This window comes from Polaromonas sp. 39-63-25 (assembly GCF_002278925.1).
Lineage (GTDB): Bacteria > Pseudomonadota > Gammaproteobacteria > Burkholderiales > Burkholderiaceae_C > Polaromonas.
Genome location: NZ_NCJH01000005.1, coordinates 48,721 through 61,567 on the forward strand (window position 1 = coordinate 48,721; position 12,847 = coordinate 61,567).

Annotated in this window: 11 protein-coding genes; 4 read left to right on the forward strand and 7 right to left on the reverse strand. The window is 65.5% G+C overall.

The genetic code is table 11. The features are described from left to right. Window positions 1-8 precede the first annotated feature (8 nt). The 4 genes from B7X65_RS06165 to B7X65_RS06180 all read right to left on the reverse strand — a co-directional run bounded on the left by B7X65_RS06165 (window position 9) and on the right by B7X65_RS06180 (window position 4,348). Complete coding sequence (locus tag B7X65_RS06165; protein ID WP_293593415.1) at window positions 9-746, reverse strand: response regulator transcription factor; 738 nt, start codon at window positions 744-746, stop codon at window positions 9-11. Window positions 747-1,000: 254 nt separating this feature from the next. Then, window positions 1,001-2,425: a MipA/OmpV family protein gene (locus B7X65_RS06170; protein ID WP_293593416.1), complete on the reverse strand. Its 1,425-nt coding sequence runs from the start codon at window positions 2,423-2,425 to the stop codon at window positions 1,001-1,003. A 185-nt stretch (window positions 2,426-2,610) separates the two neighbouring features. Then, complete coding sequence (gene ssb / locus B7X65_RS06175) at window positions 2,611-3,111, reverse strand: single-stranded DNA-binding protein (protein ID WP_293593417.1); 501 nt, start codon at window positions 3,109-3,111, stop codon at window positions 2,611-2,613. Between the two features lie 19 nt (window positions 3,112-3,130). Then, window positions 3,131-4,348, reverse strand: a complete 1,218-nt coding sequence (locus tag B7X65_RS06180; protein ID WP_293593492.1) for an MFS transporter — start codon at window positions 4,346-4,348, stop codon at window positions 3,131-3,133. 305 nt (window positions 4,349-4,653) lie between these two features. Here B7X65_RS06180 and uvrA point away from each other — a divergent pair, with 305 nt between their 5' ends. From uvrA to B7X65_RS06195, 3 genes are all read left to right on the forward strand, one after another. Further along, entirely contained in the window at window positions 4,654-7,653 is a 3,000-nt protein-coding gene (gene uvrA / locus B7X65_RS06185) for an excinuclease ABC subunit UvrA (RefSeq protein WP_293593493.1), read from the forward strand. A 72-nt stretch (window positions 7,654-7,725) separates the two neighbouring features. After that, a complete protein-coding gene (locus B7X65_RS06190) occupies window positions 7,726-8,175 on the forward strand; it encodes an acyl-CoA thioesterase (RefSeq protein WP_293593418.1) in 450 nt (149 codons plus the stop codon). Continuing rightward, window positions 8,175-9,089: an EamA family transporter gene (locus B7X65_RS06195; protein ID WP_293593419.1), complete on the forward strand. Its 915-nt coding sequence runs from the start codon at window positions 8,175-8,177 to the stop codon at window positions 9,087-9,089. The genes B7X65_RS06190 and B7X65_RS06195 overlap by 1 nt, the downstream gene beginning before the upstream one ends. Here B7X65_RS06195 and B7X65_RS06200 read toward each other — a convergent pair. Then, the gene (locus tag B7X65_RS06200; RefSeq protein ID WP_293593420.1) at window positions 9,076-9,975 is read right to left on the reverse strand and encodes a LysR family transcriptional regulator; all 900 of its coding nucleotides are present in this window, start codon (window positions 9,973-9,975) and stop codon (window positions 9,076-9,078) included. The genes B7X65_RS06195 and B7X65_RS06200 overlap by 14 nt on opposite strands. A 130-nt stretch (window positions 9,976-10,105) precedes the next feature. On the opposite strand from B7X65_RS06200, the gene B7X65_RS06205 reads away from it, so the two are divergent. Next, window positions 10,106-10,750 carry an NAD(P)-dependent oxidoreductase gene (locus B7X65_RS06205; protein WP_293593421.1) on the forward strand — a complete coding sequence of 215 codons (645 nt, stop codon included), beginning with the start codon at window positions 10,106-10,108 and terminating at the stop codon, window positions 10,748-10,750. A 111-nt stretch (window positions 10,751-10,861) separates the two neighbouring features. On the opposite strand, the gene B7X65_RS06210 is transcribed toward B7X65_RS06205, so the two are convergent. Next, window positions 10,862-11,836 carry a succinylglutamate desuccinylase/aspartoacylase family protein gene (locus B7X65_RS06210; RefSeq protein ID WP_293593422.1) on the reverse strand — a complete coding sequence of 325 codons (975 nt, stop codon included), beginning with the start codon at window positions 11,834-11,836 and terminating at the stop codon, window positions 10,862-10,864. Beyond that, complete coding sequence (locus tag B7X65_RS06215; RefSeq protein ID WP_293593423.1) at window positions 11,833-12,813, reverse strand: tripartite tricarboxylate transporter substrate binding protein; 981 nt, start codon at window positions 12,811-12,813, stop codon at window positions 11,833-11,835. The genes B7X65_RS06210 and B7X65_RS06215 overlap by 4 nt, the downstream gene beginning before the upstream one ends. Window positions 12,814-12,847 lie beyond the last annotated feature (34 nt).

Consider the following 12,847-nt stretch of genomic DNA (forward strand, 5'->3'; position numbering starts at 1 on the left):
ACCACGGCTCAGCGCGCGTCGGCCGCCGACGGCGGCTGCAGCAGGCCCAGCCGGGTCGCCTCGTACACCGCCTCGCTTTTGGAGTGCACCGCGAGTTTGGTGTAGAGGTTCTTGATGTGGGACTGGACGGTGTGCACGCTCACACTCTTGAGTTTTGAAATTTCCGCATAGGAAAAGCCGCGCGCAATCAGCTCCAGGACTTCCTGCTCCCGCACGGATAACAGCGCTCGGCCCATACCAACGGCAGGCGTCTCGTCCGGGCCGCGCACCACCGCCCCGGCCGCAGCAGCGGGGGGGGCCTGGTCGACCAGGTGCAGCGCGCGGTACTTGGCCAGCACCCGGCGCGCGATCATCGGCGAGATCGGCGAGGCGCCATCCTTCATCTCCAGAATCGTGTGTGCAATGTTGTCCGGCGTGAAATCCTTCTGGATGTACCCGAGCGCCCCGGCTTCGACGCTGGACAACACGCTGTCTTCGTCGCCGAACATCGAAATCACCAGCGCCTCGCACGAGGGCCGCAAGCGCCCGGCCAGCCGGATCAGGTCCAGCCCGTTGCCATCGGGCAGCGCCAGGTCCGTCAGCAGGATATCGATGACCTGGCCCTTGTCCTCGATCAGCGCCCGGGCTTCCTCGAAGGTGCCCACGCCGGCGACCAGATGCAGCTGCTCACAGCTAGAGACGCTGTCCGCGAAGAAGTCCCGCGTGGGAACATCGTCTTCAACAATCAGTACGCGCCATTCGGGCATGGGTGAAATCTTTGGAAGGGGCTGCACAGCAGCCGATGATAAAGGCACGCCTCAGGAACAGCAGGCGTGAAAAACCGCTTGAGGCATGCGCGTCAGCCTCCACTGTTAACGCTGTACCTGCCGGATGCAATCCCCCGTTTATGGGGCTGGCCGCGCGCGATCGCCTGCCCTTTGCGGCGACTGACAGGCAACCAAGTCTTTCACCCTTTTCAGACGGGCGCCATCAGCTCTTTTTTTGATAGCAAATCCGTACCTTACAGCACGGTTTCGAGGTAGGTATAGATGTAGTTGGAGCCGCCGTCGACGTTGCCCAGCAGGCGCGAGGCGCCAAAGATCCCGGAACGGTGTGACACGCCGAAGCCGAGATAGGTGTTCTTCAGCGCGCGTGAACCCACCAGGTCGCCCAGGCTGACGTCGATGCTCGGGTCCAGGTAGTTGAGCAGCCGCGAGGTCTGGCGCCCGCGCGCCGCCTGGCTGCTGGACTCGCTGTAGGGCACACGTTGCGCGAGCGACACCCCGAGGCCCAGGCCGAGCCGGGTCTTGACGCGATCGCTCCACGGAAAGCCGTAGTAATAAGCCTTCATGAACGCGTCGAGCTGCAGCCCGTTGGACGCCAGCCCGCGGTCGTCGTGTTGCAACAGGCCGACGTAACCGACGATGTCCAGCGGCCAGCCGTTGAGCTGCTCAATGAAAGGCTTGCCAATCTGCACGCCGGCGATACGTGTCGAGTTGACCTTGGCCGTCGAAGCGCAGGTCAGCGTGATGATCTTGGCCAGGTGGCAGCCGTCTTCCGTGGACTTGCCGTACAGCACCTTGACATGGGTGGGGGAACTTTCTTCGGCCCAGTGCTGCTTGTGGGTGCCGAAATCGTAGGCGGCGCCGAGGAATACCGCGGTCTGCGCCGACCTTCCGACAATCGGGCTGGCCTTGACCTTGCCGTCCAGCACGGTCCGGGTGATGCCGCCCAGCAGGCGCCATCCCTCGCTCAGTTCATAGGTCCCGTACAGGCCCAGGGTGGTGTTGATGCCACTGCCGGGCTCGTAGGCAGGCCGGGTGGCCGTGGCTTCGTCGGGCCGCACGCCGTAGTAATAGTTGTTCAGCCTGGCGTTACGCACCGACACCGTCAGGCTGGGGCGCAGCGCCAGCCGGCCGGAGCGCCAGTCGTAGCTGTAAGACAAGCGCAGTTCGCTGCCCTTTGAAAAGCGGCTGACATCCTGCAGATACTCGGCCTGCAGCGTGCCCCAAGGCTGGCGGTAGCGGTAAGACACGCCGGCGTCCAGGCCGGAGCCGCGCTCGGCCATGCCGGCCAGGCTGGGAGGAAGGCGGTCGTCGGCATAACCTTCGAAGCGCTGGTCAAGAAAAAGATCGACGCGCTGCGTTTCTTCGTCGAACAGCTTCAGCCCGGCGCGACTGCCATGCAGAAACACGCGTTTGCCTTCGTAGAGATACAGCGGCAGCAGGTCATAACGCGTGCCGCCGCCCACATAGGGCGACTGCTCGGCCCGCACGGCGAAACCCAGGCCCGCGCTGCCAGGAGCGCCGAGCAGATCGCTGAGGGGGTCGGTGTTGGCATGGGCCGGCAGTGACACCAACCCGCCGGCGGCCAGCAGGGCTGCACCCAGCAGCGATTGCAGGCGGATCATTGCCGGGGCATTGTTTTCAAGGTGCTTGGAGCTCATGACGGCGCCCTGTGGTTGGCAAAGTTCGATCCTAGCCAACAATGCGCACCCGCGGCAGCCCACACCTGCAAACAAGGCAAGCGCCTACACAGCGCCAAGGCGCCGGTTGACAAAAAACGTTGTTTAAAAATGCATCTGCCCGGCCTGCGCGAGAAGCAGGCCGGGCAGAGGATCGGGAGCAGGGTTTAGAACGGAATGTCGTCGTCCATGTCGTCAAAGCCGCTTGCGGCCTTGGTCGGCGCAGGCGCTGGCGCACGGGGGGCCGGGGCCGGCGCACGCGGCGCGGCCGCCGGACGGGAATACTGGCGTTCGCCGCCATCGCCGTCACCGTCACCGCCGGGCGAACCCATGCCTTCGCGGCTGCCGAGCATCTGCATCTCGCTGGCAATGATGTCGGTCGCGTATTTCTCGACGCCGTCCTTGTCGGTGTACTTGCGCGTTTTCAGGCGCCCCTCGATGTAGACCGAGCGGCCTTTCTTGAGGTATTCACCGACGATCTCGGCCTGGCGGCCGAAAAAGCTGATGCGGTGCCATTCGGTCTCCTCGACCATTTCACCGGCCTTGTTCTTGTACTTGCTGCTGGTGGCCAGCGCAATGTTGGCGACGGCGTCGCCGCTGGGCAAATAACGCACTTCGGGGTCGCGGCCCAAGTTGCCGACGAGGATGACTTTGTTGACGGATGCCATGGCGTGTTCTCCTAATTTTTCACAGTTTAACTGGCTGCGCGGCCAGGCCGGCATCCGGAGCGGCCGCATGCCTGCCGGGCGCCCGCATGGGCCACGCCACCAGCAGCCACAGCAGCATCAGCCCGCCGCAAGCCGCAAACAGGGCTTGCGGCCCTGCGGTTTTGGCCAGCCAGCCGCCCAGGGCACCGCCGGCAAAAAATCCGAGCGACTGCAGCGTGTTGTAGACCCCGAGCGCCGCGCCGCGGGAATGGGCCGGGGCTACCCGTGACGCCAGGCTGGGCTGGGAGGCTTCAAGCACATTGAAGCCGCAGAAAAACAGGAACAGCAAGGCGCCCAGCCAGGCCAGGCTGGGGCTGCCCTGCATCGCCGCGCCCATCAGTCCGAACTGCACCAGCGTGATCAGGCCCACCGCGGCCAGGAACACGGCGCGCAGGTAACCGCGTTTTTCCAGGGGAAACAGCGTCAAGCCCATCACCAGGAAGGAGGCCAGCACCGCCGGCAGGTAGACCTGCCAGTGGTGGTCCTTGTCCAGCCCGGCTTGCACCAGCAACGCGGGAATGGCCACCCACATGGCCAGCTGCACGGCGTGCAGCACAAACACGCCGACATCGAGCCGCAGCAAGGCCGGGTGTTTCAGCACCTCGGCGAGGCTGCCGCGCGGCCGGTTCACATGCTGCGCCGGCTCGGGCGGCACCCACCAGATCACCACCGCGATGCCGGCCAGCGCCAGCAACCCGGTGAAAGCAAACAGCCCGCCCAGGCCGACCTGTGCGGCCAGCACCGGCGCCAGCACCAGCGACAGCGCAAACATCAGGGCGATGCTGGCGCCCACCAGCGCCATGGCCTTGGTACGCACCTCGTCGCGCGTGGTGTCGGCCAGCAGCGCGGTGACGGCGGCCGAGATGGCACCGGCGCCCTGCAGCGAACGGCCAATGATCAGCCAGGTCAGGTCAGGCGCCCAGGTGGCGACAAAACTGCCCAGCGCAAACACCAGCAGGCCGAACACGATGACCTTTTTGCGGCCCAGCCAGTCCGAGGCCATGCCAAAGGGAATCTGCAAAATGCCCTGGGTCAGGCCGTAAATGCCCATGGCCAGACCGACACGCGCCGGGTCGTCCCCGCCCGGATAACGCGCCGCCTCCAGTGCAAACACAGGCAGCACCAGGAAAAGCCCGAGCATGCGCAGCGCAAAAATGGAGGCCAGCGACGCGCTGGCGCGCCGCTCGGTCGCGGTCATGGGGTAGGAAGGCAGGTCGGGGCGGGCTGAAGACACAGAGTAGGGCTGGAAATTTGAAAAACAAAAAAAGGGCTGGCAGGGGCACCTGCGGAAGACAGGGCCTATTGTCTTTGAATTGCACCGCGTTTCATTTGCCCTTGCGCAAGCACGAACTGCGCCCGCACCGGGCGACAGGAGCCCGCCCCATGGCCCCGGAACCCCGAAAAACACACATCGGTCTATGATGGAGGGTTTTGCGGCGCCCTTATACAGTGAACTCTTCCACCGACGGCCAATACCTCGCTCCCACGGCTGCTGAAGACCGTGTGGCAACCGAGCCCGATACCAGCCGCTACCTGGCCCAGGCCCTCGCAGCGCAGCGCATCAGCATCCGCGGCGCGCGCACGCACAACCTCAAGAACATCGACCTCGACATTCCGCGCAACCAGCTGGTGGTGATCACCGGGCTGAGCGGCTCGGGCAAGTCCTCGCTGGCTTTTGACACGCTGTACGCCGAGGGCCAGCGCCGTTATGTGGAAAGCCTGAGCACGTACGCGCGGCAGTTCCTGCAGCTGATGGACAAGCCCGATGTGGACATGATCGAGGGCCTGTCACCGGCGATCTCCATCGAGCAGAAGGCCACCAGCCACAACCCGCGCTCCACCGTGGGCACGGTGACCGAAATCCACGACTACCTGCGCCTGCTGTTTGCGCGCGCCGGCACGCCGTTTTGCCCCGATCACGACCTGCCGCTGCAGGCGCAAAGTGTCAGCGAGATGGTCGACCATGTGCTGGCGCTGCCCGAAGACACCAAACTCATGATCCTGGCGCCGGTGGCGCGTGAACGCAAGGGCGAGTTTGTCGACGTGTTCGCCGAGATGCAGGCCCAGGGTTATGTGCGCTTTCGCGTGGACGGCACGGCCTATGAGTTCGACGAGCTGCCCAAGCTCAAGAAAGCCGAGAAACACAACATCGACGTGGTGATCGACCGCCTCAAGGTGCGGCCCGACATGCAGCAGCGCCTGGCTGAAAGTTTTGAAGCCGCACTGCGCCTGGCCGACGGCAAGGCGCTGGCGATGGAAATGGATTCCGGCCAGGAACACCTGTTCAGCGCCAAGTTCTCCTGCCCGGTCTGCAGCTACTCGCTCAGCGAGATGGAGCCGCGCCTGTTTTCCTTCAACTCGCCGGTGGGCGCCTGCCCGAGCTGCGACGGCCTGGGTCACATGGAATTTTTCGACCCGGCGCGTGTGGTGGCCTTCCCGTCGCTCAGCCTGGCCAGCGGCGCCGTCAAGGGCTGGGACAGGCGCAATGCCTATTACTTCGCCATGCTGGAGAGCCTGGCCAAACACTACAGCTTCGACATCGACACCGCCTTTGAAAAACTGCCCGAGGCGATCCGGCAGGTGGTGCTGCACGGCTCGGGTGAGGAAGACATCAAGTTCAGCTACGTGATGGAGTCGGGCCAGTCGGCCGGCCGCAAGGTCAGCAAGAAACACCCGTTTGAAGGCGTGATCACCAACTTCGAGCGGCGCTATCGCGAAACCGACTCGGCGGCCGTGCGCGAGGAACTGGCGCGTTACCGCAGCCTGCAACCCTGCCCGGACTGCGAAGGCACGCGCCTGCGCCGCGAAGCGCGCCATGTGTACCTGGTGGGCGCGGTCAGCCGCAAGGCGATTTACGAGATCAGCAGCATCACCCTGCGTGAGAGCTTCGACTACTTCAACACCTTGAGCATGGAAGGCGCCAAGGCCGAGATCGCCGGCAAAGTCGTGCGCGAGATCGGCCTGCGCCTGAAGTTCCTCAACGACGTGGGCCTCAATTACCTGAGCCTGGACCGCAGCGCCGAGACGCTGTCGGGCGGCGAGTCGCAGCGCATCCGTCTCGCCTCGCAGATCGGCTCGGGCCTGACCGGCGTGATGTATGTGCTCGACGAACCCAGCATCGGCCTGCACCAGCGCGACAACGACCGCCTGATCGGCACGCTCAAACACCTGCGCGACATCGGCAACAGCGTGCTGGTGGTCGAACACGACGAGGACATGATCCGCGCGGCCGACCATGTGATCGACATGGGACCGGGCGCCGGCATCCACGGCGGACGGGTGATGGCGCAAGGCAGCTACGAGGACGTGCTGGCCAACCCCGATTCGCTGACCGGCAAATACCTGTCGCAGGTCCTGAAGATCGAGGTGCCCAAGCGCCGCACGCCCTGGCTGCCGACGGTGGTCAAAGCCCCTTACCGCGATCCCAAAAAACCGTCGAAGTTTGCGCCCAGCGCGGCCGGCGTCAAACGCGCCGCGCGCGAAGCCGAACACCTGCTGACCCAGGGCGACCTGCAGGCCATCAAGGTCATCAACGCCAGCGGCCACAACCTGAAGAACGTCAGTGTCGATTTCCCGGTCGGCCTGCTGACCTGCGTGACCGGCGTGTCGGGTTCCGGCAAATCGACGCTGGTCAACGACACCCTGTACGCGGCCGTGGCGCGCACCCTGTACCGCGCGCACGAGGAGCCGGCACCGCATGAAGCGATGGAAGGCATCGAGCATTTCGACAAGGTCATCAATGTGGACCAGTCGCCGATCGGCCGCACGCCACGCAGCAACCCGGCCACCTACACCGGGCTGTTTACACCGATCCGCGAGCTGATGGCCGAGATGAACACCGCGCGTGAACGCGGCTACGGCGCGGGGCGCTTTTCCTTCAACGTGGCCGGCGGTCGTTGCGAGGCCTGCCAGGGCGACGGCGTGGTCAAGGTCGAGATGCACTTCCTGCCCGACGTCTACGTGCCCTGCGATGTCTGCAAGGGCATGCGCTACAACCGCGAAACGCTGGAGGTGCAGTACAAGGGCAAGAACATCGCGCAGATCCTGGACCTGACGGTGGAAGACGCGGCCGAGTTCTTCAAGGCGGTGCCGGTGATTGCGCGCAAGCTGCACACGCTGCTCGATGTCGGCCTCTCTTACATCAAGCTGGGCCAGGCGGCGACCACGCTGTCGGGCGGCGAGGCGCAGCGCGTCAAGCTGGCACTCGAATTGTCCAAACGCGACACCGGCCGCACGCTCTACATCCTGGACGAACCGACCACCGGCCTGCATTTTGCCGACATCGCCCTGCTGCTCAAGGTACTGCACCAGCTGCGCGACGCCGGCAACACCATCGTGGTGATCGAACATAACCTCGACGTCATCAAGACCGCCGACTGGCTGATCGACATGGGCCCCGAGGGCGGGGCCGGTGGCGGCACCGTGGTGGGCGTGGGCACACCCGAAGACATCGCCGCCAACCCGGCCAGCCATACCGGGCGTTACCTGAAGCGACTTTTGTAAAGAAACTGGCTGCAGCCCTTGATGGACGGGCGCAAACAGCTATTATTTTCATAGCATTTCACAAGGAGCCGTATGTCGTCGATCACCCTGCGTTTTCTGGCCGAACCGAGCACCATCAACTTCGGCGGCAAGGTCCATGGCGGCACCGTCATGAAGTGGATCGACGAAGCCGGCTACGCCTGCGCCACGCGCTGGGCCAAGCGTTACTGCGTCACGGTGTCGGTCGGCAGCATCCGCTTCCAGCGTCCCATCATGATCGGCGACCTGGTGGAAGTGCAGGCTCGGCTGGCCTACACCGGCAGCACCAGCATGAACATCGCGGTCGAGGTGCGCGCCGGCGACATGAAAACCGGCGAGATGGAAGTCATCACCGAATGTGTGGTGGTGTTTGTCGCGGTGGACCCGAACGGGAAAACCATTCCTGTCGAGGCCTGGTTGCCCGAAACACCGGGCGACATCGCCCTGGCGCAGCACGTCAGGACCCACCTGAACGCCGCACGCGCCGCGCTGCCGGGCGTTTGATGCGGCCCGGCGTCCTGACCGGCCGCGATCTGGCGGCCGCCCTCGTGGTGGTCGTGGTCTGGGGCGTCAACTTTGTGGTCATGAAATTCGCGCTGCGCGACTTCACGCCCTTCCAGCTGGGCGCCGCACGTTATGTGTTTGCCGTGCTGCCGCTGGTGTTGTTTGTCCGGCCGCCCAATATCCCGTGGAAATGGCTGGCGTTTTACGGCCTGTTCCAGGGTGTCGGGCAGTTCGGCATCCTGTTCGTCGCGCTGAAAGTCGGCATGACGGCGGCGCTGGCGTCGGTGCTGCTGCAAACCCAGGTGTTTTTCACCGCGCTGTTCGGCTTTGTGCTGCTGCACGAGCGCGCCAGCCGGCCGTTGCAGGCCGGCATGGTGCTCGCGGCGCTGGGTCTGGCCTGCTTTGCGCTGAATTACCTGGCACCCGCCGACGGCGGCGCGGTTGCCGCCACCACGCTGGCGGGTTTTGTGCTCACGCTGGGCGCCGCCGCCATGTGGGCCATGTCCAACATCGTGGCGCGCCACGTGCAGCAAGGAGGGGTAGCCTACTCGCCGATGGCCTTTGTGGTCTGGAGCAGCATCTTCGCCATCCTGCCCTTCACGCTGCTGTCGCTGGTGTTCGACCCCGAGGCGACGCGCTGGCAGTGGACCCAGGCCCGCGCCTCCAGCTGGCTGGCGGTGGCCTATCTCGGCTGGGTCGCGACCATCCTGGGTTACAGCCTGTGGACCGGCCTGCTCAAGCGCCACCCCGCCAACCGCGTTGCGCCCTTCAGCCTGGGCGTGCCGGTGGTGGGCCTGACCACCGGCATGCTGGTGCTCGGTGAAGCCATCACGCCCTGGCAGTGGGCCGGCATCACGCTGGTGGTGGCGGCGCTGGCCTGCGTGATGCTGGGCGGGATGCTCAAGCCGCGCTGAGACGCGTCGGCCCTGCGGCTGGCTGATTGAAATACGCGGCCAGCAGCTCCAGCGCATGGCGTACCTTGGCGGGCTGCTCGCCGCGCCGCGGCGTCACCGCGTACACCGGCAGGTCAGCCAGTTGCCAACCGGGCAGCACCGGCAGGAGTCGCCCGTCGGCCAGCGCACGGCGGTCATCGTCGCTGACCACAATGCTGATGCCCCAGCCCGCCACACACAAGGCGTGCAGGGCCGTCACCTGCGTGGCCTGCACGCGCCCCTGCATGCGCACCGTCTGGTGCTCGCCGTCCGGGCCCTGCAAGTCCAGCAGCTCGCCGCCGGCCGCGCCCGGCCGGCCGCCCAGCCAGTCGTGTTGCAGCAGGTCTTGCGGCTGCGCCGGCCAGCCCCGCCCGGCCAGATAGGCCGGCGATGCGCACAGTTGCCGCTTCATGCTGCCGAGCTTGCGCGCCACCAGCGTTGAATCCGCCAGCGCACCCACACGCAGGGCGATGTCCACGCGGGCGGCAATCAGGTCGATCACCGCGTCATCCAGCAGCAGGTGCAGCGACAGCTTCGTGTGGGCACGCAGGGGCGCAAGCGCCGTGGCGAGCAGCCCGCCAAAACCGATGGGGGCCGCCAGCCGCAACTCGCCTTCGGGCTCGTCACGCAGACGCGCCAGGGCCTGGTCGGCCGAGCGCGCCGCGGCGACCATGGCCGCACAACCCGTGTGGTAACGCTCACCGGCTTCGGTCAGCGTGAGCCGCCGGGTGGAGCGGTGCAGCAGGGCCAGACCCAGCGACTCCTCGAGCTGGCGCAAATGCTGGCTGACCGCCGACGGTGTCATGCCCAGCTGGCGCGCCGCCGCCGTCAGCGAGCCCGCGGCCACCACCTCGGCAAAAATCGCCATGCGTTTATAGGGGTCCAGTTTTGGCTCTATTGGTTAGTTGAGCTTCACAGTATTAGCGATTTTTGCCGGCTATTCAATTGTTTATGAAGAAATCAGACTACAGGCTTCTTCAATCACTCTGGAGTTTTTCATGAAGATCGCATTGATAGGCGCCACTGGTTTCGTCGGCTCCCCCATCCTTTCCGAGTTGCTGGGTCGTGGCCACCAGGTCACCGTGCTGGCCCGCACGCCGTCCAGACTCCCCGCGCAAACCGGGCTGACCGTGGTGCAGGCCGACGCGCTCGACGCCAAGCAGGTCGCCCAAGCCGTCGCCGGCCATGAGGCGGTGATCAGCGCCTACAACCCCGGCTGGAGCGAGCCGGCCATCCACGCCCTGCACCTGCAGGCCAGCCGGGCCATTGTGCAGGGCGTCAAGGCAGCAGGCCTGAAACGCCTGCTGGTGGTCGGCGGCGCCGGCAGCCTGTATGTCGCCCCCGGTCTGCAGCTGGTGGACACGCCCGAGTTTCCGGCCCAGTACAAACAGGGCGCGCTGGCGGCCCGCGAGGCGCTGAACGAACTCAAGAAAGAAACCACGCTGGACTGGAGTTTTGTCTCGCCGCCGATTGCCCTGGCACCGGGCGAGCGCACCGGGAAGTACCGCGTCGGCGCCGACGACCTGCTGCCCGGCCAAGGCGACCAGCCGGCCGGCATTTCAGTGGCCGACCTGGCCGTGGCCATCGTTGATGAAATCGAAACGCCGCGGCATGTGCAGAAGCGGTTTACCGTCGCTCATTGAACCAAATCGGCCTCCAGCCCTTTAAACACGGGCGCCGACAGCTACTGAAAATATAGCAAACCAGCCCGCTGCAACGCCTGCGAAAAACCTGCAGCAACGCAGCGAGGCTTTTTACAAAGGCCGGCGGCGCGCGAAACGAACCACGGTGACACCGGCGCGGGCTTGGCGCACCGAAGGCATCACCAGCACACAGTCGTCGTAGGGCGTGCTCACAGGCTCGCTGTCGTTCCAGCCAATCACGGTGCCGGCGTGTTCTATCAGCTCCAGCCCCTGGAAGGCGTGGGTAAAACGGAACCGGTCGTTGCACGCCACCACCGGGCCTGTGACTTCCAGCACCCACTGGCGCGGGGCATCTCCTTGCTGCCAGCCCGGCAGGGCGCGTTGCAGGGTCGCCTCGTCCAGCACCCCGGCGGCCAGCAGGAAACGCACACACATGTCCTGGGCCACCACGCGGCTGCCCAGGTCGCCATGAAAGCCGCATTCCAGCAGGAGTGAACAGGCCGCGTCCTCGCCCTGCGGGTTGAGTTCTCCAAAGCGGCCGAAGTCGCGCATGCGCACGCCGTCCTTGTGCCCGGCATCCACCACCACGTGTTCAGGCGCACGCAGACGGCGGGCCAGCGCCAGGTTGCGTGGCTGCATGCCGGCCAGCAGCAAGGGGGCGGCGCGTTCGTGCATGGAGTGCAGATCCAGCAGCCAGTCGGCCTGCTCGACAAAGGGCAGCAAGGCCGCCGCACGCCGGCGCTCCTGTGTGCCACCGACGTGCATGCGCTCGGGCGACCATTGGCGGTTGAGGTCCTCGTCCACGAAGCGGGAGGCATCGTGGTTGGCCGCATCGAAGCGGTCGAACGCGGCCAGGTTGCAGAACGCCAGCGTCAGACGCCCCTGCTTCGGCCGTACGCCGGCCTCGAGCAGGCCCTTGAGCGCCCAGGCGCCGCACAGCTCGTTGCCGTGGATCAGGGCGGTGATCAGCACCTGCCTGCCCGGCAGGCCCGAATCAAACTGCCAGACACCTTCGGTGCCGGTGTTGCCCGCGCGCCAGGCGGCGATGTCCGGCTTGGGCAAATCAAATGGCAAGGCGGTGCTCATTCTTTGATGTTCGCAAACTCGACAATGCGCTTGTATTTGGTGGTTTCCTGGCTCAGGAACCGGGGCATGTCCACATTGAGGGGCGAAACCGTCGAGCCCGAATCTTCCAGCTTCTTGCGCAGCTCGGGCGTCTGCAGGGAATCGTTCAGGGCTTTCTTGAGCTTGGCCACCACCGGCTCGGGCAGGCGGGCCGGTCCCATCAGCGCAAACCAGATGTTGATGTCGATGCCCTTGAGCCTGGGCGTCTCGGCCAGGGCCGGGATGTCGGCAGTCATCGGCGAGCGCCGGGCTTCGGTGGTGCCGAGCGCGACCACCTTGCCGCTGCGGATGTGCGGCAGGCCGCTGGACAGCACGAACACACCGAAGTCAATGTTGTTGCCCAGCAGATCGTTGGCCAGGGGCGCCACGCCGCGGTAGGGAATGTGGGTCATGAAGAGGCCGCCCTGGTCCTTGACCATCTCGCCGGCCAGATGCAGGGCGGTGCCCACGCCGGAGCTGCCAAAACTGTACTTGCCGGGGTTTTGCCGGACCAGGCTCATGAACTGGTCCACCGTCTTGACGCCCGACTTCTGCGAGGCCACCAGCACCATGGGCTGTGTGGCAATCAGGCCGATCGGCGTGAAGTCCTTGACGTCGTACTTGACTGCGCTCGACACCAGCCGGGTGATGGCGATTTCATTGCTGGCGCCGACCAGCAGCGTGTAGCCGTCCGGTGCGGCATTGGCGACCTTCTGCGCGCCGATCGCGCCACCGGCACCGCCCACGTTGTCAATAATCACCGGCACGCCCAGCTTGCGCGACAGTTCGGCGCCCAGGGTGCGGCCAGTGAGGTCGGTGCTGCCACCAGGCGGGTAGGCCACCACGATGGTGATGGGTTTGCTGGGATAGCTGTCAGGCTGGGCGCTCACGCTGGCGCAGGCCAGCAAAGCCAGGGCAGCGCAAACGGCGGTACGGCGCGAAAGAGGCAGGAACGACATGGTTTTTCTTTCAACAATCAGGGGAAGGGAGGTT

Bases quoted from the DNA above. Each gene is read 5' to 3' on its own strand.
- B7X65_RS06165 (WP_293593415.1), bottom strand. From the start codon at position 746: ATGCCCGAATGGCGCGTACTGATTGTTGAAGACGATGTTCCCACGCGG.
- B7X65_RS06170 (WP_293593416.1), bottom strand. From the start codon at position 2,425: ATGAGCTCCAAGCACCTTGAAAACAATGCCCCGGCAATGATCCGCCTG.
- ssb (WP_293593417.1), bottom strand. From the start codon at position 3,111: ATGGCATCCGTCAACAAAGTCATCCTCGTCGGCAACTTGGGCCGCGAC.
- B7X65_RS06180 (WP_293593492.1), bottom strand. From the start codon at position 4,348: ATGACCGCGACCGAGCGGCGCGCCAGCGCGTCGCTGGCCTCCATTTTT.
- B7X65_RS06190 (WP_293593418.1), top strand. From the start codon at position 7,726: ATGTCGTCGATCACCCTGCGTTTTCTGGCCGAACCGAGCACCATCAAC.
- B7X65_RS06195 (WP_293593419.1), top strand. From the start codon at position 8,175: ATGCGGCCCGGCGTCCTGACCGGCCGCGATCTGGCGGCCGCCCTCGTG.
- B7X65_RS06200 (WP_293593420.1), bottom strand. From the start codon at position 9,975: ATGGCGATTTTTGCCGAGGTGGTGGCCGCGGGCTCGCTGACGGCGGCG.
- B7X65_RS06205 (WP_293593421.1), top strand. From the start codon at position 10,106: ATGAAGATCGCATTGATAGGCGCCACTGGTTTCGTCGGCTCCCCCATC.
- B7X65_RS06210 (WP_293593422.1), bottom strand. From the start codon at position 11,836: ATGAGCACCGCCTTGCCATTTGATTTGCCCAAGCCGGACATCGCCGCC.
- B7X65_RS06215 (WP_293593423.1), bottom strand. From the start codon at position 12,813: ATGTCGTTCCTGCCTCTTTCGCGCCGTACCGCCGTTTGCGCTGCCCTG.